Here is a 22,075-nt window from a genome sequence, read left to right as displayed (position 1 = left end):
TGATGCATCGCGCCCTTTCTCTTGGCAAGCGCTTTCCGGAAGAAGTTTGAACTGCCATAATGTGCTTAGCCTTCGAGCCCGTACCGAGACCAGGAGATGCTGTGGCTGCAAGTACCCTTACCGAGGTGGCCCGCCTTGCCGGCGTTTCCCCCGCTACGGCCTCCCGCGTGCTTAACGGTTCCGCCCGGAAGCCGGGCGAGGACATCGCCGAACGGGTCAGGCAGGCGGCGGAGTCGCTGGGTTACGTGCCCAACGCCCAGGCCCAGGGGCTGGCGAAGTCCAGCTCCGGCCTCATCGGCCTTATTGTCCACGACATCGCGGACCCCTACTTCGCGGCCGTGGCCCGGGGCGTGCAGGCAGCCGCGCGGGAACAGCACCGGATGGTGCTGCTGGCCACTACCGGGGGCGGGCCCGCGGAAGAAAGGGAAGCAGTGGCAGCCTTTGCCGCCCGCCGGGCGGACTCGATTGTCATCGCAGGTTCCCGCTCGTGCCGGGATGAAGACAAGGAAGGCAACGCAGAGCTGGCAGCCGAACTCGACCGGTACTGCCGCAACGGCGGACAGGTGGCAGTGGTGGGCCACCCGGTGGTCGGCGCAACGGCTCCGGAGGGATACCACGTGGTGAAAGTCCCCAACCAGGAGCTCGCCGGCCGCCTCGCCGCGGAGCTTGCGCGCAGCTGGGACGGGGACTTCGTCATCGTCGGCGGCCCGGAAGGCCTCCTGACTTCCGATGACCGGGTCCGCGGCTTCCAGGAGGGACTGGACAAGGCCGGACGCCGTCCGGCCGAAGTGCTCCGCAGCGCGTTCAATCGGTCCGGCGGATATGACGCAGGCCTGGAACTGGCGGCCCGGATCAAGGCAGCCCAATCCGGCGACGCGCACGCCACCGCAAAACTCTGTATTTTCGCCGTCAACGACGTCATGGCCATCGGCGCCGCAGCGGCCCTGCGGTCCGAAGGGCTCCGCATCCCCCGCGACGCCGCCATCGCCGGTTTCGACGACATTGAAACCCTCCGGGACTTCCGGCCCGCCCTGTCCACGGTCCGCCTGCCGCTGGAGGACATCGGCCGGCTCGCCACGCTTGCCACCGGACCGAGGTCCGCCGGCGACGCTGCGGAAGCCGCCTCCCCCGGTGGCATCACAGGCGAGGTCACGCTGCGGCGCAGCACCGAAGCTGCCGCCTGATGGCGTTGCCGGCACTGACGGCAGTTCCGGCCCGCCCGGGGGGTGCCGGCTACCGCCCCGCCATCCTGGTCCTGCCCGGAGGAGGTTATGCCAGGCAGGCCGATCACGAAGCGGAGCCCGTGGCGGAATGGCTGGCAGCGCTGGGCATCCACGCCTTCGTGCTCCGCTACAGGGTTGCCCCTGACCGGCACCCGGCGCCCCTGGAGGACGCAAAGGAAGCCATGCTCCACATCAGGGGTGGACAACGTGGGTTGGCCGTCGACCCGGGGCGTGTCGGCGTCCTGGGCTTCTCCGCCGGCGGCCACCTGGCAGCCACCCTGAGCACGGCAGCTGCCACCGGGAATCCGGAACTGGACGTGCGCGCAGCCGTCCCCGACCTTTCGGTTCTTTGCTACCCCGTAGCATCACTGACCCACGAAGCCCACCAGGGATCGGTGGCGAACCTCCTTGGCGACGCACCGCCGTCGGCCCTTCTCAGGGCACTCTCGCCGGAGCTGAACGTCACGCCCCTGGCACCGCCGGCATTCCTCTGGCATACCGCCGACGACGATGCCGTCCCGGTGAGCAACAGCCTGAACTACGCCAGGGCGCTCTTTGCCGCCGGCGTTCCGGCGGAGCTGCATGTCTTCCCGGAGGGGCGGCACGGGCTGGGGCTTGCCGCAGACCAACCAGGACCCGGGCAGTGGACCGGGCTGTGCGCGGCCTGGCTGCAGCGAGCCGGGTGGACGGATACCCCCGCCGCAGCCCCTGGGACCGGCCGCAGTTAGTCCACTGCCCGAATGGTCCAGCTTGCCGAATGTGCCTGGCCAGGCTGCAGATGCACCAGGTCCGTCCCTGAACGCAGGGCATCCGGCGGGCAGGTCATGGGTTCAACGGCCAGGCCCAGCCGGTCCGGGCCGACGGGCTTGTCGCCGGTGTGCACCTGCACCCAGGGCCACTCGGTGCCCCACTCGAGTTCCACACCCGTACCAGTCGGGTCCAGCACCCGTACCCGGGCAAGGCCCTCTCCGTCACGGGCGATGTCCGTAAACGCATGGTCGATCTTCACCGGTCCCAGCCGCCGCGCTGACCGGAAGTCGAAGGCGGCCCCCGCCACCGGCCGCATGCCCACGGGCAGCAGCCGGTCAGGGGTCACCTCCAGGTAGGCGGCGGCCGGAAGTTCCAGCGACCAGTCATCCAGCGGGGACGGGCCGGCCACCAGATAGGGGTGGGGGCATACCCCGTACGGCGCGGGCGCGGAGCCGGCGTTGACCGCCCGCACCTCGCCGCGGAGCCCGCCTTCGGAGAGGGAGTAGCTGACGGCCAGTTCCAGGTCTGTGGGGTAATCGGGGCCGGCAGGAATGCGGCATCCCAGGACCGCCCGGCCCGCGGCTGTTTCCAGTACTTCCCAAGGCCTGTGGATGGCCAGGCCGTGCAAAGCCGAGCCACGCTCCGGCTCGTTAACGGCGGCGGTATAGCCAATGCCCGCGTAGGAGTAGCTGCCGTCCGCCAGCCGGTTGGGCCAGGGCGCGCAGATGACGCCCCGGTAGTCGGGCACGGGACCGTCCGGCCCAAATCCCACCACCAGGTCCCTGTCCCCGTGGCGCAGTGCGCGGAGCGCCCCGCCCCGAAGGGTGACGACGGCGGAGTAGGGTCCGTGGGCGAGGTGGACTTCGGTTCCGGGCATGGTTCCCTCTTCGTCGCGGGGTGTTAGCGCTCACCAGCCTACCGCACCGCACGCACTTTCCACCGGTTAAAGTTGCCCAATGGACTCCGCCCCCGACCAGGACCTCATCGCCTCCGTCAGGGCCGCCCTCCGGGCAATGGCCGATCCGGTGCGGGCCGCGGGAGCCCAGGCCTACATGAAGTCCCTGCTTCCATCGCTCGGCGTCCGGGTTCCCGACGTGCGGCGGATCACGGCGGACGCTGCGCGGACGTATCCCCCGGCGTCCGCGGCGCAGCTTCGCGCCACGGTGCTCGACCTGTGGCGCGCCGCTATGTTCCGCGAGGAAAAGTACGCGGCCATCGACCTGACAGCACACCGGCTGGTGACCGCCGACCTGGACATGCTTCCTGTCTACGAGGAGATTATCCGGACAGGGGCGTGGTGGGATTTTGCCGACGGCGTGTCCGGCCGGATCTGCTCCCTGCTGCTGGCGCACCCTGAAGAAATGGCCACCCTCCTTCGGCAGTGGAGCCGGGACCCGGACCTCTGGATCCGGAGGGCTGCCATCACGTCGCAGCTTCGCGCGGGAACAGCCACGGACACGGAGCTGCTCGCCGCCGTCATTGAGCCGAACCTGGCGGATCCGGAGTTCTTTATCCGGAAAGCCATCGGTTGGGCACTGCGCGAGTACGCCAAGAGGGCGCCGGACTGGGTTGAGGCGTTTGCGGCCCGGCACCGGGAGGCCATGAGCCCGCTGTCACGCCGGGAGGCCCTGCGCAGGATCAGCTCCGCGGCCCCGGACGGTAGCGGCCGCTAGATCACGGGACGTTCGACGACTAGCTCGTGCGACTTCCGGAACAGCCTGCGGGTGCCACGGTCCCAGAAGATCAGGTAAAGCCCAAAGAGCAGGGCGGTCAGGGCCGCCGCAATCCTGGCCAGCAGGAGGGCGAAGCCCAGGTCCTGGGTCTGGAGGTAGGGAAAGACGTCCAGCTGGTCCGAGATGGCGTAGATCATGAAGAACGACACCACGAAGTAGAGGGCCTTGACCTGCCAGTCGTTACGAATACCCGTCACGGCGAACAGCGGAATCAGCCACACCACGTACCAGGCCTGGATGATGGGGGCCAGCAGCACCACGGCAGCCAGGCCGAGCGTGAGGCGGCGCATCAGGCGGTCATGGTCGCCCTTGAGGATCTGCCAGGCAAGGATGGCCACGGCAAGAAGCTTGCCGGCGTCGAACACCCAGCCTGCGGGCACGGACCCGTCAAAACCGAAGGCGCCGGCCAGCGACCCAACCACCATGCCGATCAGGCCCACCGGGGCGTACCAGATGGAGATGCTGCCCGGCGCGGAAAGCCCGTTGATCCAGCCGAAGCCGAACCCGTTGACCATGCTCAATGCTGCCAGCAGCGCCAGGCTCAGGCCCGCCGTCAGCGCCCAAAATGCCACTTTCCGCAGCCAGCCCGCATTCCTTCCCGCCCAGAGGAGTCCAATGAACGGCAGGAAGACAATGGTGATGGGCTTCACCGCGATGGACAGGGTCACCAGGACGATGCCGCGGATCTGGCGCCGGGTCGCGGAGTAGTACAGGCCCGCCAGGGCCAGCCCGATCATCAGGGAGTCGTTGTGGACGCTGGCAATGAAGTTGGTCAGGAAAAGCGGATTGGCCACCGTCAGCCAGAGGGCCCGGTGCGGATTCACGCCGTGCAGTTCAGCGAGCCGGGGAACATAGATGACGCAGAGCAGCACGCCCGCCAATGCCACCAGCCGGAAGAGCATGACGCAGGCCTCCGGCTGGACGTTGGTCACCCAGACGACGAACTGCTCGATCCAGAGGAACAGCTGGCCGTAGGGAACCGGAGCTTCGGTCCACTGCTTGTCGGCTCCCAGCTGGAAGTAGTTGGACAGGGCGGAGATGCCGTTTTCGTACGGGTTGAAGCCTTCCACCATCAGCCTCCCCTGGCCAATGTAGGCATACACGTCACGGCTGAACAGCGGCACGCTGAACATCATGGGAAGTCCCCACGCCACCACCGCGGCCAGGGTTGCCCGCCGGGCCTGTTCGCCCCACACGCGGACTTTCTGCCCGAGCCGCAGCCAGGCACGCACCAGGAGCATGCCCCCCACGGCCACCAGGACAATGGACAGCGCCACCCCTGGGGCTTCGGTCCGCATCCAGATGAACACGGGCATGCGGCGCAGCTCCGAAACGGGAGCCAGCCAGCCCACGCCAATCGAGCCGATCATCATGGACAAGGAGCCCAGGAAGCCGGCAAGCAGGGGTGAGCGTGGATTGTCCACCTCGGCACTGCCCGCTCCGGCAACGCCGTCCGCCGCCATCTCCCCCGCTGCGGGCACAGGCGCCGTCATCTCAGGATCGTCCAATCTTCATGCGTTTTTCCGCGGTTCACCCGGCGGCCGCGCGGGCCTGCCGGAACAGGATTCAGGGCGGAAGGGCGACCCGCCGCGTACCCGAAATCCTAGCATCGGCAGGGTGCCCGGAGGTGTAACGGTAGGCTGGTCCGGTGCCTATATCTAACGAACGAATCGTCTGGATCGACTGCGAAATGACCGGCCTGGACATCAAGAACGACGCCCTGATCGAGGTGGCAGCACTGGTCACGGACTCGGAGCTCAACATCCTTGGCGACGGCGTCGACGTCGTCATCAAACCCGACGATGCTGCCGTGGCCCAGATGTCCGACTTCGTCCGGGACATGCACACCAGGTCCGGGCTGCTGGCGGAACTGCCGCACGGCAAGACGATGGCAGAGGCAGAGGCAGCGGTCATGGAGTACATCTCCGCCTGGGTCCCGGACCCGCGCAAAGCACCCTTGGGCGGGAACTCGGTGGGAACCGACCGCGTGTTCCTGTCCCGCGACATGCCCGCGGTAGTGGAGCACCTCCACTACCGGGTCATCGACGTCAGCACTATCAAGGAGCTTTCGCGCCGCTGGTACGCCCGGGCCTACTTCCAGTCGCCGGCGAAAAAGGGCGGCCACCGCGCATTGGGAGACATCAAAGATTCCATCGATGAGCTCAGGTACTACCGCGAAGCCGTATTCGTCCCCGCCCCGGGACCTGACAGCGCCACCGCCCAGAAGATTGCCAGGGGAATCGCCAATGCCGCTGCCGAAAGCAGCTCCGGAGAGTAATCTGCGCCACGTTTGGTGAAATTTTGCCCCAAATCGCAGAAAGTGGACAAAGCACCCCTTCCGAGCAGGTAAGCTATTTGAGTTGCGTTTCCAGGGAGCCGCTACGGTGGAATTCCCTTGAGGCACATGGTGGGCGTAGCTCAGTTGGCAGAGCGCCTGGTTGTGGTCCAGGAGGTCGCGGGTTCAACCCCCGTCGCTCACCCTCACGGGGCGGCACATGCAGCCGTCAACAAGGGAGGCCGCACCGGATATCCGGTGCGGCCTCCTTTGTCGTGCCCCACCGGGTACATGCATTGCAGCCGGGGACACCGAGAAGCCGAAGGACAACTGATATGACTGTTCTGCCTATCACCATCTGGGGCGAGCCTGTGCTGCACCGCCGCGCCGCCGAGGTGGAGGTTTTCGACGACGATCTGCGCACCCTGATTGCCGACATGTTTGAAACCAACGACGCAGCCAACGGAGTGGGCCTCGCCGCCCCGCAGATCGGTGTCGGCAAGCGGATCTTCGTCTACAAGTACGCAAACGACGACGGCGCTCCCCCAAGCGGCGTCCTGGTGAATCCCGTCCTGACCCTGTCCAAGGTCTCCGGCGCTGCTCCCGACCCCGACGAGGAGGAAGAGGGCTGCCTTTCCTTCCCGGGCGAACAGTACCCGCTCAAACGGGCGGAATGGGCCCGCGTGGAAGGCTTCGACGGATTCGGGGAACCCGTCCGGTTCGAGGCCACGGGCTGGTTTGCCAGGGTCATCCAGCATGAATACGACCACCTCGACGGCAAGCTGTATGTCAACCGGCTGATGGACCGGTATTCGCGCAAAGCCATGAAGCAGGCCAAGAAGAACGGCTGGGGCGTGCCGGGGCTCACCTGGATGCCCGGGGTGGACCCTGACCCCTTTGGCCACTGACCGTGTCCGGGCGGCGTCCGGTCAGCCTGCGGTGATGGTGGGCTGCTGGGGGCAGGAGGATAGGACCCGCCGCATGGCGTCTTTCTCTGCCGCCGTCACCCACAAGCCGTAGGCGGCTTTCACGGAGATCTGCCGGGCCACGTAATGGCAGCGGATTGCCGTGTTCTTTGGAAGCCAGGTAGCGGCGTCACCCGCACTCTTTTGCTGGTTGGCGGCGCCGTCCGCTGCGACGAGGTTCAGCGGATCATTGGCCAGGCTCTGGCGTTCCTTGGCCGTGAGCCGCTGGGCTCCCTTTTGCCAGGCGTCACCCAGGGCCACCACATGGTCGATCTGGACGGCGCGGCTGCTCTCGGATCCGCGCCGGAAGTCCACGTCCTGGCCCGTGTAGGGTTCCCGGAAGTGCCCGGCCGTCACTTTGCAGGAGGACCCCTCGGAGAACACAACGCCGGCAAGGTCCCTGCGAAGGATGTCGTTCCGCGTGTCGCAGCCGTTCCGGTCGACATCAAGCCAAGCCTGTCCGAAGGCCTCACGGCTGTAGCCGGTGTTGGGCGCCCTGCCTTTCACGGCCAGGCCGTCGAGGGCTGCGAGGGCGCTGCCGGAGGGCACCGGGTTGGGCTCCTGGACCGGTTTCATCCAGGCGGCGTCGAAGACCGGCGCCTCGGTGGGGCCATCTGCCGCCGGTCCGGCTGCCGCGAACTGGCCGGTGGTGAAGAACCAGACCAGGGCCACGAATATGGCTGCGGCGGCGGTGGCGAGCAGCACCCAGGCCTGCCGCGAACGGCGCCGCGCGCGGCGGTACGCAGACCAGCTGATGGTCACGGGGCTGACGCCGGGAAGGGAAAGTCGGGCACCCCAAAAGCCTAGGACAAAGGGCGCGCCCGGCCACTGATATCCACACTGTTGGGGAAGAGTGATGGGTCACAGCGCCCGGGGCTGCCCCGGGTTACTGTTCCCTGGTGACGCGCCGAAGGTCTTCTTCCGCCACGGCCAGCAGGCTCTCGAGCTGGCGCACCCGGTCATCGCTGACGTCCCCGGTCTTATGGGCGTCCCTGGCGCGTTCCAGCAGGCGCAAGGCTTCCTTATGGTTGGCCTTGGCCACGTCGAGTGCGTGCTCGAGGGTGGTTTCGTGCTGAAGTGTCGATTCGTTGTCCATGCCACCAGTGTGGTCCGCTTTCCCGGCTGATTCCAGTGAACCAGCCGGGAAAGACCTGAGCGTTACTAGACTGCGATGGCTGCCAGGGCGGCAGCGCTTTCCTTGGCGGGGAAGGACGGCGGGTTCACGCCTGCCATCTCTTCCATGACGCGGACCACCTGGCAGCTGTAGCCGAACTCGTTGTCGTACCAGACGTAGAGGACCAGGTTCTTGTCCGTGGACACGGTGGCCAGGCCGTCCACGATGCCGGCACGGCGGGAGCCCACGAAGTCGGTGGAGACGACCTCGGGTGAATCGATGTAGTCGATCTGCTTGCGCAGGTCCGAGTGCAGCGACATTTCGCGGAGGTAGTTGTTGACCTCGTCCTTGGTGGTGCCGTTCTCAAGGGTGAGGTTCAGGATGGCCAGCGAAACATCCGGGGTGGGGACGCGGATGGAACTGCCGGTGAGCTTGCCCAGGAGTTCGGGCAGGGCCTTGGCCACGGCCTTGGCGGCACCGGTTTCGGTGATCACCATGTTCAGCGCTGCCGAACGGCCGCGGCGGTCGCCCTTGTGGAAGTTGTCGATCAGGTTCTGGTCGTTGGTGAAGGAGTGGACGGTTTCGACGTGGCCGTGCACCACCCCGAACTTGTCGTTGATGGCCTTCAGGACCGGGGTGATGGCATTGGTGGTGCAGGATGCCGCGGACACGATCTTGTCCGACTCCGTGATGTCGCTGTGGTTGATCCCGTGGACGATGTTCTTCAGTTCACCCTTGCCCGGTGCGGTCAGCAGGACGCGGGCCACGCCCTTGCTTTGCAGGTGCTGGGACAGGCCCTCGGCGTCGCGCCAGCGGCCGGTGTTGTCGACTACCAGGGCGTTGCTGATCCCGTAGGCGGTGTAGTCGATCGTGGCGGGGTCGTTCGAGTAGATGACCTGGATCTGGACGCCGTTGGCCGTGATGGTGTTGGCGGCTTCATCCACGCGGATGGTGCCTTCGAAGGAGCCGTGGACGGAGTCGCGGCGCAGCAGGCTGGCGCGCTTGGAGAGGTCGTTGTCGGAGCCGCGCCGCACCACGATGGCGCGCAGGCGCAGGCCGTGGCCACCGCCGGCCTTTTCGATGAGGAGGCGTGCAAGGAGACGGCCGATCCGGCCAAAGCCGTAGAGTACGACGTCGGTGCTGGTGCGGTCATCGCCGCCCCGCTTGCCCACGATCTCGGCGAGTTCTGCGCGGAGGAATTCCTCAAGGGTGGCGCCGTTGCCCTCTTCCTTGAATTTTTGGTTCAGCCGGGCGATGTCGATCGCGGCGGCACCGAGCTCGAGTCCGGCCAGCGTGTTCAGCAGGGGCGCCGTGTCCTCCAGGAGCAGTTCGTCCTTGCTCATCCGGCGCGCAAATCGGTGCGCCTTGAGGATGTTCATGGTGGACTTATTGATCAGGCTCCGGCCGTGGATGCTGGTCACCACGTTGTTTTCGCGGTACAGCCTGCCGATCACGGGGATCATGGCCTCAGCGAGGGCCTCCCGGCCCATCCACGTATCAAGACAAGAATCAGACGTCTGGCTCACAGAAATACCTTCCTCGGTTCAGCCGTGTACGTCTTCGTACACGGATGTAGGCCACCTGATGATGTCCAGGGGCACCGGCACCTGCAGGGATGGCCCCCAGGCACCTGGATCGCGTGCAAAGAAAAACCGCCGGTTGCGGACGCAATTTTCGGCGGTAGAACTCCTGCGTCCGGGATCCATTCTAATTTGGCGCGGTCCAGGGAACACGCCCGCGCTGCGTGAAATCACTCACATGGCGGGACGGCGCCGGAAGGATACCGTGACGGGCGCCTCAGTTGTGGATGGCTGAGTACAGGTTCAGGCTGGCGCAGTAAACCAGCCACGAGAAGTACGGCAGCACCAGGCAGCCGGCGGTGGCGTCCACCGGGCCGAACCTCAGGATCAGGAACGCGAGGGTTGCGGCCAGGGCACAGATGACTGCAAAGGCCGCCCACAGGGCCACGGCTCCTAGCGCTGGGTACAGGGCGAAGAAGGTCACGGGCCAGGCGGCGTTGAGAAGCAACTGGGCTACGTACCAGGAGCGGGTGCCGCCGGCAAGGCGGCCTTTGCGCCAGACCAGCCACGCCGCGGTGGCCACGCCCGCATACAGCAGCATCCACGTGCCTCGGAACATCCACGACGGCGGCATCCACGGCGCTTTCACGGAGCCTGCGTACCAGCCGCCGGAGTTGAGGATGATCGGGACCGAGGAGAGCAGCCAGGCCAGCGCCGAAAGGGCCAGGAATCCGGCGAGCGCCAGACCTTGTGAACGGATGCCGGGAACGCCCGCTGCGGGCGCGGGACGGGTTTCAGGAATTGCGGGCACGGTTCAGGATCCCCGACGCATCGCGCGTGGTCAAACGCGGTTTATGGATGGGACAGCCGATACGCCGGGTTCTGAGGTTTCCCCGCCAGTACTAGGCATCGGGGCCGGTGATGGGCAATTCATGGGCAAACGACTCCAAATCCATCCTCACACCGCCGTCCGTGATGGCCGCCGCTTTCTGTCATCGTCCGGCCACAGATGCCCATACGTCTTCAGGGTCTCCGTGGCGTCTTTGTGCCCCAGCCTATGCGCAACCGCCACCGGCGACATGCCACCGGCGATCAGCTGGGACGCGTGATAATGCCGCAGCTGGTGCCATCCCGTGCCGGTTTCACCCAAGCCCGGGACCCTGTCACGGGCGGAGCGCCACACCTGGCTGGCGGACTTCCTGATGATGACCAGCCCGTCCGCATGGAACACCAACTCCGCCGGCCCCTGCGGCCCAGCCCTCAACGTCTTGAGTAGCTGCAGGGAGTGCGTGCCGATATGGATGTTCCGGCGGCTCGACGTCGTCTTCAGCGGACCCCACGCCGCGTCCTTGGAGTTCATAGACAGGAGCTGCCGATCAATGGTGATCATGGACGTGTCGAAGTCCACACGGTCCCACGTGAGCCCGCGCAGCTCAGCCGAGCGCAGACCGGTCGCCGCACAGAAAACCACCATGGGCCGGAACGGGGTGTAGATCTTCTAGGCGAGCAGCTGCACCACCTCCGTCCGGAGCGGCACCACGGGCACGTCCTCCACCGCGGGGAGCTTGATCCCGACGCATGGGGTCTTAGCGATGAGCCCATCCAAGACCGCAGCCTTGAAGAGGGCGGACAGATACCCGTAGGTGACCTTGACTGTAGACGGGGCCAGGGACTCGGCCCAGTCCCCCACCGCCGTCTGGACGTCGCGGCGCTGGATCGTGTCGAGGGATCTCTTCCCGAAGGACGGCACAATGTAGAGCTTGAACTTAGCGGCGATCTGCTCCCGTGAACTGTCACGCTGGTCCAGCTGGTGCCGCTGCCACGCCTCGGCGTAGTCGGCGAAGAGGACCTTCTTCTGTGAGGTCACATAGGTACCCTGATTGATCGCGCTGACTTGTTCGGCGAGGAACGCCATGGCCGCGGCCTTCGTCGTGAAGCTCTTCCGCTGCTTGTTCTCCCCAGGCGGGGTCCACTCGGCCCGGTACCGCTTACCCTTCCCGTAGACAGGTGTGCGGGTCTTGTCCTTCCTGACCCAGAGGTCTTCCACCCTGGCCATCAGAGGATCCTGGAGGCGAGGCGCGGCCGGTCCCGGTGGATCCGCCGGCGGAACAGCAGGTTCACGGTCTGCGGGTCCCACCGGTACGCCCCGAGGTGATCAATGAGGCGGTTGACCTCCTGCCAGAAGTGCACCGGGCCCAGCTGGAAAGCGTTCATGGCTTGGCGTTCCCGGGCTGCAGGGTATTTGTAGTCGGCGACGGCGAGACGGAGGATGCCTTTCTCCCGGTCAGTCAGCGTGCCCATTGATTTCCTTTCGGATGTGGATGAGTTCTTCCAGGGTCAGCGATTTCTCCCAGGCGCGGACCTCGTCGGGCATGACGTTGAGGCGGTGGGCGATGCTGACGAGGTCGTCAGTTAATTCGACCACGCGGCGCCCCTTCCCAAACAGCCCACATACCGGCCCCGCGAATGGGAACAGGAAGAAACACGATGAGCGTCTGCAAACACTGTGGATTTGTCGGTGGCTGGCACTACCCATGGTGCATCCACCCGAATCCACGCGAGCCGCTAACTACCCGTATCGAGTACTTCGGCCGCCTCCAAGTCCACCAACCCGTAAAGCCATGGAAAACACCATGAGCATTAGCGGCGGAAGTGGTTCCGTACGTCCTCGGCTTGCCCGGCGGTCGGATGCCAGCGGGTTTCGTCCGGCGGCAGCTTGCCATACTGACTCCGCAAATACTCCCGGATCCGCTTCTGATCCACGCCGAGCTCACGAGCCAAGTCTGCAGGGGTCACCTGGTCTTCATCGTCCATGGGGCGACAGTATCCAAACCCATGGTCATTGGAAATAGACACCTACGGCGAAGGAGCCCCAATGTGTGAAGCCGAAGAAGCACTCCAGAAACTCGCATTCGAACTGGAACTCCAATGGGGCGCCGGACGCATCGACTTCGGCAAACTCAAGAGCCTTGCCACCAGCGCCACCTGCACCCACAAGGAGTCCCCCTGGGGACCTCCTGTTGATACCCTTAGGCCAGTATTGCGCCCGACGCTGGGAGTATGATGCGCGAGATATACGAAGCACTGATGCCGCTTCCCGAGGGCAATTTTGAGTTTGAGTTCGGGCGAGCAGTGATAGTGCTGGATACCAATGTCATGCTGGACATGTACCGGTTCTCTCGGCCAACTTCCCAGAGGTTCCTGGAATTATTGGAACACGTCGTGGACCGCCTTTGGCTTCCCTACCAAGTCGGCCTCGAATTCTTGCGACGCCGAGCCTCAGTCCGAGATGACTTGACCGCAAATCACGGCGCAAGAATTGACGAACTCTCTAAACTCGTCAACAAATTTGAATCTGCCGAGAAAAAGTCCCATGTCGGGCACGACAAGGCGGAAGCGGAATTCATTGCTGCAACAAAAAAATATCTGCAGTTCCTTACAAAGGAACGAGATGATGTCAGAGCTTGGGCGAAGTCCCAGCACGAAGATCAGGTGCTGAGCGCCTTCCAGGATTATTACCGAGATCGAACAGGATCACGGCCGACAGCTGAATGGCTGAGCCAGCGCACGGCTGAAGGTGAGAAGCGGTACAAGTCAAAGACGCCTCCCGGCTACGAGGACTCGGCCAAAGAGTCCAATCAATACGGTGATTACTTCTTGTGGAGGCAGTGCATCGAGCACTGCGGCGCCGAGCAGCGACCGCTTTTATTTGTGACTGGAGATGTAAAACAGGACTGGTGGCAAACAGGTCGAGATAAAAAGCGGCTGGGGCCCCGGTTGGAACTCGTCGAAGAGTTCTTCGACGAAACAGGACAGCACCTGTTCATGCTGGACACGTCCCAGTTCTTTGAAAGGCTGAGGACCACGGTAGAAGCCTCAGTCACGGAGGACCTTGAAGCATCAGATGCCGCACAGACGGAAATTGATGCCGCCCAGGCCCAGAGAGAGCTCCGGGCGCGTCCGCACCAAAACCACTCATTTGACATGGTGTGGCGCAGCTATTTAGCGGCCGAGGAATTTAGAAAAGCGGACGAAGATGCTAATAAGTGGGCCAGCCACATACTGTTTGACCGTCCACGGCCCCGCGACTCTCGTTTCGTCGACGCCCTCGTGAAGTTGTGGGCGGTTAATCCACAAGCGTTCGAGCATGCGGTCCCAGATCGCAGCGACCGTGAGGAGCCAAACGATGCAGACTCCCCCGAGGATGTCGCGGCAATCGAAGATCCAACTGATGACGGCGATGAGTAACGTATGCGGCGCTAAAAAGCGTGATGGGAACCCCTGTGGTGCCCCGCCTATAAAAGGCGCAGGAGGTGCGTCCGTCATGGCGGAAAAGCGCCACAGGTCAAGGCGGCAGCAGAACGGCGGCTGGCTACCGCTGCAGCGCAAAGGCAGATGGAGTCCGCGATCAGGACCCTCGGCCTGCCCGTGGACGTCGACCCGGGCAAAGCGTTGCTGGACGAGATCCACTGGACCGCGGGGCACGTCGCCTGGCTACGGGAGAAAGTCCAGGAGCTACAGTCCGAGGACCTGGTGTGGGGCAAGGAGAAGCACGAGGACGGCGTCGGACCCCAAGGCCTCGTCGACGTCACCACCGAGAAAGCCGGACCCTCCGTCTGGTACGAGCTCTACCTCAAGGAACGCGACCACCTAGCCAAGGTCTGCGCCCTGGCACTGCGCGCCGGCATCGAAGAACGCAAGGTCAAACTCGCCGAATCCCAAGGCGCCCTCGTCGCCGACGTCATCCGCCGCATCCTCAACGCCGTCGCCCTCACCCCAGAACAACAGATACTTGTCCCCGAGGTCGTCCCTAGGGAGCTTCGGGCTCTTGCGTCTGGGATGTAGGTGGGCCAGGGTCGTCCGAGGCAGGTCCGGGTACTCCTGAGACCTGCAGGTTAGCGCTATCCACTGCCGAGCTTTCCGCCTCGGTCAACAACGGCGTCGCACTTTTCCACACCGAGTCATATTGATCGGCAATTAGCTTGGACGTGGATGGTTCGAACGTTGTAGCCAGCTAAAGTTCCCCTACTGGAAAAGCCCCGCCCTCTCTGGAGGGCGGGGCTTTTTTCTCGTGTCAGTCCACCTAACGCTGCGGCGGTTCCGGCACGGGGCCGTATGCGTTTGCCAAAAACTGTTCGTTGAACTCATCCACCCAAACTCTTCCGAGCTAGGGCCGTCTGCTGACTCATATTTGATGGTCAGCAGTGAGCCCTTCTCCGAGGCCCTAGCCCTCTGCATAGTCATGGACGTGATGATCCGCGGCAGGTCGCTGCCCATGCGAAGGAACAACGAGGCGCCGGGCATCTCATCGCCAAGGCCCAGCATGTCTCCCACTTGCCCATCGAATATCCAGCGGTCTCCCGCCTCGATGGCCGCAGCGTGCTGGGCACATACGGGCAGCGCCCCAGGCTGGTACTCGGGATATGGATTGAAGGAAGTGGTGGCTGTCGTGGCGCAGCGCAATACGGAACATGTTGTCATGGCACCCGACTCTACCTAGGTGGGGCGCTTTCGGTGGTTAGGTGGATTAGCCGCTGGCGTCAGGGTACGTCTAAGAACAGCGGGTGCCCGATTTGAGGGCTCGCTGGCGACCGGGGCTAGGCGCACTTTGAGCAGACAGGGCTCGTCTCAGTGCCGGTTCCAAATGGTCATCGTATGAATCTGCACTGATGCAAGGCCGAACCTGCAAAAATGCATGTTGCCGCCGCTCTTACTTGCCAGTAATTTTGTCGAGGCGGTTCGGCGCTTTCCCCCAAGGATCCGAGCCGCCGCATCGTTGGCCCCGTACCCCATCCCCCGATGGTGCGGGGCCTTCTTGGTGGTTAAGTGGGGCTATGGGACTCTTCGATAAGCCAGCGCGCTTCACCATTGACGGTACGGAGTACGAGCACGCGGATCCGCAACCTGATGTGCAGGTCGGCCATGTCTCCCGGTTCGAGCACCGCACCGAGCTGCAAGTCATCGCCCAGGTTCCCCTGGCGGCCGGTGGGACTGTCGAAGTGCACTGCTACGCGACTACGCGACGTTCTAGGACCGGGAATGGGTGAACGTGGTGTGGACTGACGAGAACTTCCAGCACCTTGATTGCTGGGTGCCCGCCGCCAATGTGAGGCGCCCCTCTGAGGGTGAATGGCATGGCCGGTACGTGCAGTTCTGAAGCCAAGGATTTCATGGGGAATTTATGGGCAAAACAGTCGACCATAAGCCGATTAAACCGTGTCAAACCGCGACAAGCGGTGGTTGCAAAAATGCCTAAGAATCAGGCCAAATCCCCGTCTGCATGAGGATCTTGGCCTGTTGAGTGGATGGGACAGCCGATACGCCGGGTTCTGTTCTCCCCTGCCGTTGCCGGCGAGGGAGCGACGGCCATCCATCTACGAGTACCGTTGCCGGCACCCTCCAGCGGCCTACCCGGACACTCGGGCGGGCAGCCCTCGAACGTGTCCTGTCTGGCCTTGCTCCGGGTGGGGTTTACCTAGCCTTCCCGGTCACCCGGGAAGCTGGTGGTCTCTTACACCACCGTTTCACCCTTACCTGCCCTCCCCGGCCGGGGCCGGAAATGCAGGCGGTCTGTTTTCTGTGGCACTGGCCTGCGGGTTACCCCGAGTGGGCGTTACCCACCACCCTGCCCTGCGGAGCCCGGACGTTCCTCGAGCCACTTGCGTGGCGCGCGGCCGTCTGGCTGTCCCATCCGGCTCCCAGTCTACCGGCGCCACCGGCCGCTTTTGTCGCCGGTAGGATCGGACGGTGCTGATTCTGCTTCCCCCTTCCGAAGGCAAGACGCCGGCGCTCCGCGGTCCCGCCGTCGACTGGACCGCCCTGGGCTTCCCGGAGCTCAACCCGTACCGCGCGAAGGTCCTCGAGGCGCTTGGTACGGTCAGCGCCCACCAGGACGCCCTCGCCCTGCTGGGCGTAGGGGCATCGCTGCGGGACGACGTCGAGCGCAATACCCGGCTGCACGCCGAGCCGGCGGCCCCTGCCCACAGCATCTACTCGGGTGTCCTGTACGACGCCCTGGGGTACCGGAGCCTGACGCCGGTGCAGCGCCGCAAGGCCGATGAGTCCGTCCTGGTGATCTCGGCGTTGTGGGGAGCCCTCCGCTTTGGCGACAGCGTTCCCGCCTACCGGTTGTCAATGGGCACTTCCCTGCCCGACGTCGGGCGGCTGGCTCCGTTTTGGAAGGAACAGCTTGGGGATACCCTCAGCGCCGCAGCGCAGGGGCACTTGCTGGTGGACTGCCGGTCCAGCACCTATGCGGCAGCGTGGGCTCCGCCGGCGCAGCAGACCGTCACGGTCAACGTCTTCACCGAAAGTGGAGGAGTCCGGAAGGTGGTGAGCCACTTCGCCAAGCACACCCGCGGCGAACTGGCGCGGCACCTGCTGGTGCGCCGTGGAAAGGCCCCCGGGGCGCCGTCGGACCTTCTGAAGGCTGCCCGCGAAAAGTGGGAGGCGGAGCTGGTGCCCGGCACCGCACGCAAACCGCACGCCTTGAACATCATCCTGCCGGGCTGACCGTCCGGCCGGTTGCCTTGCAGTCCGGTCAGGACCACTCGTCCGAACGGACCAGGATGGCGCCGGAGTCCGGGCAGAACACGATGTCGTCGGCAGCGGCTGCCTTGATCTCGGCGAGGTCGCCCGGGCTGAGCTTCATGCCCGAGGCTTCCGAGGTGCCGTGGAAGAGCCGCGCGGCGCCCACCCCGCGCTTCGCGAGCGTTTTTTCGTAAATTGCCAGCAGGCCTGCGTCCAGGCCTTGGGCAAAAACGCCCCGTTGGGTACGAAGCCCTGCCGCTTCTGTTTCCACGTCCGCCAGGGCCGCATCGAGCTCGGCCTTGATGGTTCCAAAGGACCCCTGGATGTCGTCGACAATCTGCTGCTGGGCCGCCTGCCGTTCCCGCAGCGAGTCCAGCCGCTCCATGACTTCCAGTTCCACGTCTTCAAGGTCGGAGCGCCGCTTGTTCAGCGACGCAATGTCCTTTTGCAGTGCCATCAGGTCCTTGGACAGGCCGGTGCCGCTGTTGAGCCGCGCTTCGTCACGCTGGATCCGGGAGGCAACCTGTTCGACGTCGGCCTCGGCCCGCTTCAGCGCAGCCTCGGCGTCGTGCACGGCCACCTTGGCCGCGCCCAGTTCACCGTTGGCGACGGACAGGGCGGCCTCGAGGTCCTTGATGCGGGGATCGTTTTCGAGCGTGCGGCGGCGGTTGGTGAGGCCTTTCAACCTGGCGTCAAGGCCCTGCAGTTCGAGCAACTTCAACTGTTCCGCCGGTGCTGCCTTGGCCACGTTTACCTCCGCTGGATCCTTCCGGCCTGGGCCGGGCACCGAACAGGCGCTTCCTAGACTCTAGCCGGGAGTGAGGATGAAGTCCCACGGATCGCTGTTGGTGGTGCTGACCAGGATCTCCACGTCATGGCCCTGGTCGGCCAGGACGTTGCCCAGAGCCGCGGCCGCGGCTGGCAGCCAGAGCCATTCGCTCGCAAAGTGCGACACGTCCACCAGGTACGGCCGTCCGTTGACGGCGGCCTCCCGCGCTTCCGACGCCGGGTGGTGGCGGAGGTCAGCGGTGACGTAGACGTCGGCGTTGCTGGCACGCACTTCGTTGAACAGCGAATCCCCCGCACCACCGCAGACCGCGATGCGCCGCACCAGCCCGTCCTTGTCCCCGGAGACACGCACGCCCCCGGCCACGGACGGAAGGATTCCGAAGACCCGGGCCGCGAAGTCACCCAGGCTCATGGCATCCGCGAGGTCCCCCACCCGCCCAATGCCCTCCTCCGGCAGCCCGTTGGCCGCCACGGTCAGGGGGGCGACATCCTGGAGTCCCAGGGCGTCGGCCAGGACATCGGAGACACCTCCTACGGCGGAGTCGCCGTTGGTGTGCACGGTCAGCAGTGCCGTCCCCGACTCGATAAGCCGGTGGACCGCCCTGCCCTTTGCCGACGTGGCTGCCACGGACGTGACGCCCTTCAGCAGCAGCGGGTGGTGGGTGATGAGCAGCTCCGCTCCCCACTCAACCGCTTCCTCAATGACTTCCAGGGTGGGATCGACCGCGAACATCACCTTCGTGACCGGTGCCGAGGGATGGCCCGCCACGAGCCCCACCTCGTCCCAGTTCTCCGCCAGGGATTCAGGCCACAGCTCCTCAACCGCAAGCAGCAGTTCGGCCAATGTGGGGGCGTCCGCGGAACCGGCCGCGGCCGGCGTGCCGGAAGAGGCGTCGCCGTCGTGATCTGCCTGGCCGCTAACGTCGGTGTCCACAGGTTCCATAGTCTTAGTTTTACCCCATTGGCCCCGCGCCGCCGCAGTTTGCGGCACTGGGCCGGGGTGCCGGGGAATCTTCCGGCACCGTCAACCATTGAAGAGGTCATGAAAACTTTTGTTTTGGGCGGAGGGTGCTTCTGGTGCCTGGACGCCGTCTACCAGAGGACCAAGGGCGTCACCTCAGTGGTGTCCGGCTACACCGGCGGCCACGATCCGCAGCCGGATTACTACTCGGTCTGCAGTGGAACCACCGGCCACGCCGAAGTTGTGGCCGTGACCTTCGATGAGGACATCATCCCCGCGGAGGTGGTCCTGGACATGTTCTTCGCCCTGCATGATCCCACCACGCTGAACCGCCAGGGATACGACGTCGGCACCCAGTACCGCTCCTCGATGTTCTACGAGACCACAGAGGAGAAGATCCTCTTCGAAGAGGCGATCGACCGCAACCAGGCATTATGGGCGCACCCCATCGTCACCGAGGTCAGCCGGCTCCCGCGGTTCCATGTGGCGGAGGAATTCCACCAGAATTACTACGCCAAGCACCCGGAGCAGGGGTACTGCCAGGTGATCATCAACCCTAAGCTGGCCAAGGCCCGGAAATATTACTCTGCATGGCTTAACGCTTAGCCCACCGTTACGCGGCCTCGTTAGGCTGACCTCAGTATCCACCCCTTAGAGATAGGCGTATGTACATGGCACGGATCTATGACGATGTAACGCAGCTGGTCGGCGGGACCCCGCTGGTTCGGTTGAACCGGCTCAGCGAGGGACTGGACGCCACCGTTGCCGTGAAGCTGGAGTTCTACAACCCGGCCAACAGCGTCAAGGACCGCATCGGTGTGGCCATCATCGACGCCGCGGAAAAGTCCGGTGCCCTGAAGCCCGGCGGCACCATCGTCGAAGGCACTTCCGGCAACACGGGCATCGCCCTGGCCATGGTGGGTGCTGCCCGCGGGTACAAGGTCATCCTCACCATGCCGGAGACCATGTCCACGGAGCGCCGGGTCATGCTGCGCGCATTCGGCGCCGAAATTGTGCTGACCCCCGGTTCAGAGGGCATGCGCGGCGCCGTGGAAAAGGCCCAGGAAATCGTGGCCAACACCGAGAACTCCATCTGGGCACAGCAGTTCGCCAACGAGGCCAACCCCGAGGTGCACCGCAGGACCACCGCCGAGGAAGTCTGGGCCGACACTGACGGCGCGGTAGACATCTTCGTGGCGGGCATCGGCACCGGTGGAACCATCACCGGCGTCGGACAGGTCCTGAAGGAGCGCAAGCCCGGCGTCCAGATCGTGGCTGTGGAACCCAAGGACTCCCCCATCCTGAACGGCGGCGCTCCCGGCCCGCACAAGATCCAGGGCCTGGGCGCCAACTTCATCCCCGAACTGCTCGACACCAACATCTACGACGAGGTCATCGACGCCACCCTTGAGGATTCGGTCCGGGTAGCCCGCGAATTGGGCATCAAGGAAGGCATCCTCGGCGGCATCTCCTCGGGCGCGATTGTCTGGGCCGCCCTGGAGCTGGCCAAGCGGCCGGAAAACGCAGGCAAGCTGATTGTTGCCGTAGTGTGCGACTTCGGTGAGCGTTACATTTCCACCGTGCTCTATGACGACATCCGCGGCTGATCAGTCCGCTGTCCGCCCGTTTCCTGTAGAAAGAACTTTGTGGGCTTTTTCGCAAGACTGAAGGAAGACCTCGACGCCGCCCGGTCCCACGACCCGGCGGCTCGAGGTTCTTTTGAGAACTTTTTCGCCTATTCCGGCCTCCATGCCATCTGGATCCACCGGCTGACGCACCGCATGTGGCAGAACCCGTCGCTTCGCTTCCCGGCGCGCCTGCTGTCCCAGCTGGGCCGGTCCTGGACCGGTATCGAGATCCATCCGGGTGCCACGATCGGCCGCCGCTTCTTCATTGACCATGGCATGGGTGTGGTGATCGGCGAGACGGCAGAGATCGGCGAGGACGTGATGATCTACCACGGTGTGACCCTGGGCGGACGTTCCCTGGCCCGGATCAAGCGGCATCCCACCATCGGCGACCGCGTGACCATCGGCGCCGGTGCCAAGATCCTGGGGCCAATCACCATTGGACGGGACAGCGCCGTGGGCGCCAACGCGGTGGTGGTCAAGGACGCGCCGCCGGAGTCGATCATCACCGGAGTTCCCGCCAAATGGCGGCACCGGGATGCGCAGCGGGAAACCAAGCCCGCCGTTGACCCGGCCGAATACGACATCGAGTACCGGATCTAGCGGACGCAATTCGGGCGGGGCCTGGTGCGTTGCTAACCGGGGAAACGCCTGTAGATGGCCCACAGAACGGTATCGAAGGCACGGTCCGGGAGCAGCCGGCGCAGCAGCAGGATGGCCCGCGCGCCCTTGCCCACCGGATACCGGGTCCTGGGCCGCGGCGACGTGGCTGCATGGACAATCGCCTCCGCGATAACTTCCGGATGCGAGGACATTGCCGAACCGTCGGTGGAGGCCAGCGCGGCTGCCACGACCTTGGCCTGCGCTGCATATGGTCCCGAGCCCGAATTGGCCAGCAGGCCTTCGGCGGAGATGGTGCCCCATTCGGACTGGGTACCGCCCGGCTCGATAATGGATACGTCGATTCCGTGTGGCTTGAGCTCCACCCGGAGCGAATCGCTAAGGCCCTCCACAGCGAACTTCGTGGCGTGGTACCAGGCACCCAGCGGCTCGTACATCTTTCCGCCGATCGATGAAATATTGATGATCCGGCCCCTCCCGGCGGCACGCATGGCCGGCAGCACGAGCTGCGTCATCCGGGCCAGCCCGAAAAGGTTGACCTCGAACTGCCGCCGGCCTTCAGCCAACTCCACTTCCTCCAGCGACCCGTAGGACCCGTACCCGGCGTTGTTGACCAGGATGTCGATCCTGCCGTGGGCTGCGAGCACTTCCCCCACGGCCGCACCCATTGACTCCTCGTCTGTCACGTCCAGCGGCAGGATCCGGACGCCGTCAGCCCTGAGCGGCTCCATTTTCTCCACCCGGCGGGCGCCGGCATAGACCGTGAAACCGTGGGCAGCGAGCTTCCTTGCGGCTTCAAAGCCGATTCCCGTGGACGCGCCGGTGACAAAAACGATGGGCTGGCTCATGGGCGGGACTCCTTGGGACGGGACGGGCAGGCAGCGCGGATCGACGGACGGTCCGGCCGGAAACACCAGCGGGCGGCGCCCCCAGAGTATCTAGTCGCGCCGGCCGCCAGGCTGGAAA

The 22,075-nt window shown here is 64.9% G+C and carries 27 protein-coding genes, 1 tRNA gene and 1 other RNA gene; 13 read left to right on the top strand and 16 right to left on the bottom strand.

Annotated features, from left to right (window positions below):
- Positions 1 to 101: 101 nt before the first annotated feature.
- Both NIBR502771_RS13505 and NIBR502771_RS13500 read left to right on the top strand, forming a co-directional pair.
- On the top strand, positions 102 to 1,184 hold the full coding sequence (locus NIBR502771_RS13505) for a LacI family DNA-binding transcriptional regulator (RefSeq protein WP_141160197.1): 1,083 nt from the start codon (positions 102 to 104) through the stop codon (positions 1,182 to 1,184).
- The gene (locus tag NIBR502771_RS13500) at positions 1,184 to 1,951 is read left to right on the top strand and encodes an alpha/beta hydrolase (RefSeq protein ID WP_141160196.1); all 768 of its coding nucleotides are present in this window, start codon (positions 1,184 to 1,186) and stop codon (positions 1,949 to 1,951) included. Before NIBR502771_RS13505 ends, NIBR502771_RS13500 begins: the two co-directional genes overlap by 1 nt.
- Here NIBR502771_RS13500 and NIBR502771_RS13495 read toward each other — a convergent pair.
- Positions 1,948 to 2,850: an aldose 1-epimerase family protein gene (locus NIBR502771_RS13495; RefSeq protein WP_141160195.1), complete on the bottom strand. Its 903-nt coding sequence runs from the start codon at positions 2,848 to 2,850 to the stop codon at positions 1,948 to 1,950. The two genes, NIBR502771_RS13500 and NIBR502771_RS13495, sit on opposite strands and share 4 nt — an antisense overlap.
- Before the next feature lie 79 nt (positions 2,851 to 2,929).
- Between NIBR502771_RS13495 and NIBR502771_RS13490 the strand changes: the two genes are divergently transcribed.
- Positions 2,930 to 3,646: a DNA alkylation repair protein gene (locus NIBR502771_RS13490; protein ID WP_141160194.1), complete on the top strand. Its 717-nt coding sequence runs from the start codon at positions 2,930 to 2,932 to the stop codon at positions 3,644 to 3,646.
- Here NIBR502771_RS13490 and mptB read toward each other — a convergent pair.
- Entirely contained in the window at positions 3,643 to 5,199 is a 1,557-nt protein-coding gene (gene mptB / locus NIBR502771_RS13485) for a polyprenol phosphomannose-dependent alpha 1,6 mannosyltransferase MptB (protein WP_210411222.1), read from the bottom strand. The genes NIBR502771_RS13490 and mptB overlap by 4 nt on opposite strands.
- A 197-nt stretch (positions 5,200 to 5,396) precedes the next feature.
- Here mptB and orn point away from each other — a divergent pair, with 197 nt between their 5' ends.
- From orn to def, 3 genes are all read left to right on the top strand, one after another.
- Positions 5,397 to 5,984 carry an oligoribonuclease gene (gene orn / locus NIBR502771_RS13480; RefSeq protein ID WP_246839907.1) on the top strand — a complete coding sequence of 196 codons (588 nt, stop codon included), beginning with the start codon at positions 5,397 to 5,399 and terminating at the stop codon, positions 5,982 to 5,984.
- 129 nt (positions 5,985 to 6,113) lie between these two features.
- A tRNA-His gene (locus tag NIBR502771_RS13475) sits at positions 6,114 to 6,186 on the top strand.
- Between the two features lie 130 nt (positions 6,187 to 6,316).
- Positions 6,317 to 6,889: a peptide deformylase gene (gene def / locus NIBR502771_RS13470; RefSeq protein ID WP_141160192.1), complete on the top strand. Its 573-nt coding sequence runs from the start codon at positions 6,317 to 6,319 to the stop codon at positions 6,887 to 6,889.
- Positions 6,890 to 6,910: 21 nt separating this feature from the next.
- Here the strand turns inward: def and NIBR502771_RS13465 are convergent, their stop codons facing one another.
- The 9 genes from NIBR502771_RS13465 to NIBR502771_RS20730 all read right to left on the bottom strand — a co-directional run bounded on the left by NIBR502771_RS13465 (position 6,911) and on the right by NIBR502771_RS20730 (position 12,394).
- On the bottom strand, positions 6,911 to 7,708 hold the full coding sequence (locus tag NIBR502771_RS13465; protein ID WP_141160191.1) for an HNH endonuclease family protein: 798 nt from the start codon (positions 7,706 to 7,708) through the stop codon (positions 6,911 to 6,913).
- A 124-nt stretch (positions 7,709 to 7,832) separates the two neighbouring features.
- Positions 7,833 to 8,042: a hypothetical protein gene (locus NIBR502771_RS13460; protein ID WP_141160190.1), complete on the bottom strand. Its 210-nt coding sequence runs from the start codon at positions 8,040 to 8,042 to the stop codon at positions 7,833 to 7,835.
- Between the two features lie 65 nt (positions 8,043 to 8,107).
- Positions 8,108 to 9,550, bottom strand: coding sequence for a glyceraldehyde-3-phosphate dehydrogenase (locus NIBR502771_RS13455; RefSeq protein WP_246839665.1), 1,443 nt, complete (start codon positions 9,548 to 9,550; stop codon positions 8,108 to 8,110).
- A 307-nt stretch (positions 9,551 to 9,857) separates the two neighbouring features.
- Positions 9,858 to 10,391: a TspO/MBR family protein gene (locus NIBR502771_RS13450; protein WP_141160188.1), complete on the bottom strand. Its 534-nt coding sequence runs from the start codon at positions 10,389 to 10,391 to the stop codon at positions 9,858 to 9,860.
- A 147-nt stretch (positions 10,392 to 10,538) separates the two neighbouring features.
- Positions 10,539 to 11,054 (bottom strand): site-specific integrase, encoded by a 516-nt coding sequence (locus NIBR502771_RS13445; RefSeq protein WP_141160187.1) that lies wholly within the window; start codon positions 11,052 to 11,054, stop codon positions 10,539 to 10,541.
- Positions 11,055 to 11,078: 24 nt separating this feature from the next.
- Complete coding sequence (locus tag NIBR502771_RS13440; RefSeq protein ID WP_141160186.1) at positions 11,079 to 11,636, bottom strand: hypothetical protein; 558 nt, start codon at positions 11,634 to 11,636, stop codon at positions 11,079 to 11,081.
- Entirely contained in the window at positions 11,636 to 11,881 is a 246-nt protein-coding gene (locus tag NIBR502771_RS13435; protein WP_141160185.1) for a DUF3263 domain-containing protein, read from the bottom strand. Before NIBR502771_RS13435 ends, NIBR502771_RS13440 begins: the two co-directional genes overlap by 1 nt.
- Positions 11,865 to 12,005: a hypothetical protein gene (locus tag NIBR502771_RS20735; protein WP_168225744.1), complete on the bottom strand. Its 141-nt coding sequence runs from the start codon at positions 12,003 to 12,005 to the stop codon at positions 11,865 to 11,867. Before NIBR502771_RS20735 ends, NIBR502771_RS13435 begins: the two co-directional genes overlap by 17 nt.
- A 215-nt stretch (positions 12,006 to 12,220) precedes the next feature.
- Positions 12,221 to 12,394 (bottom strand): hypothetical protein, encoded by a 174-nt coding sequence (locus NIBR502771_RS20730; protein ID WP_168225743.1) that lies wholly within the window; start codon positions 12,392 to 12,394, stop codon positions 12,221 to 12,223.
- 61 nt (positions 12,395 to 12,455) lie between these two features.
- On the opposite strand from NIBR502771_RS20730, the gene NIBR502771_RS13430 reads away from it, so the two are divergent.
- The 3 genes from NIBR502771_RS13430 to NIBR502771_RS13420 all read left to right on the top strand — a co-directional run bounded on the left by NIBR502771_RS13430 (position 12,456) and on the right by NIBR502771_RS13420 (position 14,425).
- Entirely contained in the window at positions 12,456 to 12,644 is a 189-nt protein-coding gene (locus NIBR502771_RS13430) for a hypothetical protein (protein ID WP_141160184.1), read from the top strand.
- Positions 12,641 to 13,828, top strand: coding sequence for a PIN domain-containing protein (locus NIBR502771_RS13425; RefSeq protein WP_141160183.1), 1,188 nt, complete (start codon positions 12,641 to 12,643; stop codon positions 13,826 to 13,828). The genes NIBR502771_RS13430 and NIBR502771_RS13425 overlap by 4 nt, the downstream gene beginning before the upstream one ends.
- Before the next feature lie 147 nt (positions 13,829 to 13,975).
- Positions 13,976 to 14,425, top strand: coding sequence for a hypothetical protein (locus tag NIBR502771_RS13420; protein WP_141160182.1), 450 nt, complete (start codon positions 13,976 to 13,978; stop codon positions 14,423 to 14,425).
- Between the two features lie 977 nt (positions 14,426 to 15,402).
- Here the strand turns inward: NIBR502771_RS13420 and NIBR502771_RS13415 are convergent.
- Together NIBR502771_RS13415 and rnpB are read right to left on the bottom strand one after the other, a co-directional pair.
- Positions 15,403 to 15,585, bottom strand: a complete 183-nt coding sequence (locus NIBR502771_RS13415; protein ID WP_141160181.1) for a hypothetical protein — start codon at positions 15,583 to 15,585, stop codon at positions 15,403 to 15,405.
- Between the two features lie 297 nt (positions 15,586 to 15,882).
- Positions 15,883 to 16,270, bottom strand: an RNA gene (gene rnpB / locus NIBR502771_RS13410) — RNase P RNA component class A.
- Between the two features lie 57 nt (positions 16,271 to 16,327).
- Between rnpB and NIBR502771_RS13405 the strand changes: the two genes are divergently transcribed.
- A complete protein-coding gene (locus tag NIBR502771_RS13405) occupies positions 16,328 to 17,092 on the top strand; it encodes a YaaA family protein (RefSeq protein ID WP_141160180.1) in 765 nt (254 codons plus the stop codon).
- Between the two features lie 28 nt (positions 17,093 to 17,120).
- Here the strand turns inward: NIBR502771_RS13405 and NIBR502771_RS13400 are convergent, their stop codons facing one another.
- Together NIBR502771_RS13400 and NIBR502771_RS13395 are read right to left on the bottom strand one after the other, a co-directional pair.
- A complete protein-coding gene (locus NIBR502771_RS13400) occupies positions 17,121 to 17,858 on the bottom strand; it encodes a zinc ribbon domain-containing protein (protein ID WP_141160179.1) in 738 nt (245 codons plus the stop codon).
- A gap of 60 nt (positions 17,859 to 17,918) precedes the next feature.
- Positions 17,919 to 18,842, bottom strand: a complete 924-nt coding sequence (locus NIBR502771_RS13395; protein WP_210411221.1) for a Nif3-like dinuclear metal center hexameric protein — start codon at positions 18,840 to 18,842, stop codon at positions 17,919 to 17,921.
- Between the two features lie 99 nt (positions 18,843 to 18,941).
- On the opposite strand from NIBR502771_RS13395, the gene msrA reads away from it, so the two are divergent.
- The 3 genes from msrA to epsC all read left to right on the top strand — a co-directional run bounded on the left by msrA (position 18,942) and on the right by epsC (position 21,091).
- On the top strand, positions 18,942 to 19,466 hold the full coding sequence (gene msrA, locus NIBR502771_RS13390) for a peptide-methionine (S)-S-oxide reductase MsrA (protein WP_141160178.1): 525 nt from the start codon (positions 18,942 to 18,944) through the stop codon (positions 19,464 to 19,466).
- A 65-nt stretch (positions 19,467 to 19,531) separates the two neighbouring features.
- Positions 19,532 to 20,467 carry a cysteine synthase A gene (gene cysK, locus NIBR502771_RS13385; protein ID WP_141160177.1) on the top strand — a complete coding sequence of 312 codons (936 nt, stop codon included), beginning with the start codon at positions 19,532 to 19,534 and terminating at the stop codon, positions 20,465 to 20,467.
- Between the two features lie 39 nt (positions 20,468 to 20,506).
- Positions 20,507 to 21,091 (top strand): serine O-acetyltransferase EpsC, encoded by a 585-nt coding sequence (gene epsC / locus NIBR502771_RS13380; RefSeq protein ID WP_141160176.1) that lies wholly within the window; start codon positions 20,507 to 20,509, stop codon positions 21,089 to 21,091.
- Positions 21,092 to 21,123: 32 nt separating this feature from the next.
- Here epsC and NIBR502771_RS13375 read toward each other — a convergent pair whose 3' ends face one another.
- Positions 21,124 to 21,957, bottom strand: coding sequence for an oxidoreductase (locus tag NIBR502771_RS13375; RefSeq protein WP_141160175.1), 834 nt, complete (start codon positions 21,955 to 21,957; stop codon positions 21,124 to 21,126).
- Positions 21,958 to 22,075 lie beyond the last annotated feature (118 nt).

Source organism: Pseudarthrobacter sp. NIBRBAC000502771 (assembly GCF_006517215.1).
Lineage (GTDB): Bacteria > Actinomycetota > Actinomycetes > Actinomycetales > Micrococcaceae > Arthrobacter > Arthrobacter niigatensis.
This window is presented reverse-complemented; position numbering and strand designations above follow the sequence as displayed.

Excerpts from the sequence above, each read along its gene's own strand:
- msrA (WP_141160178.1), top strand. The coding sequence starts at position 18,942 with ATGAAAACTTTTGTTTTGGGCGGAGGGTGCTTCTGGTGCCTGGACGCC.
- mptB (WP_210411222.1), bottom strand. The coding sequence starts at position 5,199 with ATGACGGCGCCTGTGCCCGCAGCGGGGGAGATGGCGGCGGACGGCGTT.
- NIBR502771_RS13500 (WP_141160196.1), top strand. The coding sequence starts at position 1,184 with ATGGCGTTGCCGGCACTGACGGCAGTTCCGGCCCGCCCGGGGGGTGCC.
- NIBR502771_RS13395 (WP_210411221.1), bottom strand. The coding sequence starts at position 18,842 with ATGGAACCTGTGGACACCGACGTTAGCGGCCAGGCAGATCACGACGGC.
- NIBR502771_RS13440 (WP_141160186.1), bottom strand. The coding sequence starts at position 11,636 with ATGGCCAGGGTGGAAGACCTCTGGGTCAGGAAGGACAAGACCCGCACA.
- NIBR502771_RS13435 (WP_141160185.1), bottom strand. The coding sequence starts at position 11,881 with ATGGGCACGCTGACTGACCGGGAGAAAGGCATCCTCCGTCTCGCCGTC.
- NIBR502771_RS13420 (WP_141160182.1), top strand. The coding sequence starts at position 13,976 with ATGGAGTCCGCGATCAGGACCCTCGGCCTGCCCGTGGACGTCGACCCG.
- cysK (WP_141160177.1), top strand. The coding sequence starts at position 19,532 with ATGGCACGGATCTATGACGATGTAACGCAGCTGGTCGGCGGGACCCCG.
- NIBR502771_RS13490 (WP_141160194.1), top strand. The coding sequence starts at position 2,930 with ATGGACTCCGCCCCCGACCAGGACCTCATCGCCTCCGTCAGGGCCGCC.
- NIBR502771_RS13425 (WP_141160183.1), top strand. The coding sequence starts at position 12,641 with ATGATGCGCGAGATATACGAAGCACTGATGCCGCTTCCCGAGGGCAAT.
- def (WP_141160192.1), top strand. The coding sequence starts at position 6,317 with ATGACTGTTCTGCCTATCACCATCTGGGGCGAGCCTGTGCTGCACCGC.
- NIBR502771_RS13445 (WP_141160187.1), bottom strand. The coding sequence starts at position 11,054 with ATGGTGGTTTTCTGTGCGGCGACCGGTCTGCGCTCGGCTGAGCTGCGC.
- NIBR502771_RS13460 (WP_141160190.1), bottom strand. The coding sequence starts at position 8,042 with ATGGACAACGAATCGACACTTCAGCACGAAACCACCCTCGAGCACGCA.
- NIBR502771_RS13455 (WP_246839665.1), bottom strand. The coding sequence starts at position 9,550 with ATGGGCCGGGAGGCCCTCGCTGAGGCCATGATCCCCGTGATCGGCAGG.
- NIBR502771_RS13430 (WP_141160184.1), top strand. The coding sequence starts at position 12,456 with ATGTGTGAAGCCGAAGAAGCACTCCAGAAACTCGCATTCGAACTGGAA.
- NIBR502771_RS20730 (WP_168225743.1), bottom strand. The coding sequence starts at position 12,394 with ATGGACGATGAAGACCAGGTGACCCCTGCAGACTTGGCTCGTGAGCTC.
- NIBR502771_RS13495 (WP_141160195.1), bottom strand. The coding sequence starts at position 2,850 with ATGCCCGGAACCGAAGTCCACCTCGCCCACGGACCCTACTCCGCCGTC.
- orn (WP_246839907.1), top strand. The coding sequence starts at position 5,397 with ATGACCGGCCTGGACATCAAGAACGACGCCCTGATCGAGGTGGCAGCA.
- NIBR502771_RS13375 (WP_141160175.1), bottom strand. The coding sequence starts at position 21,957 with ATGAGCCAGCCCATCGTTTTTGTCACCGGCGCGTCCACGGGAATCGGC.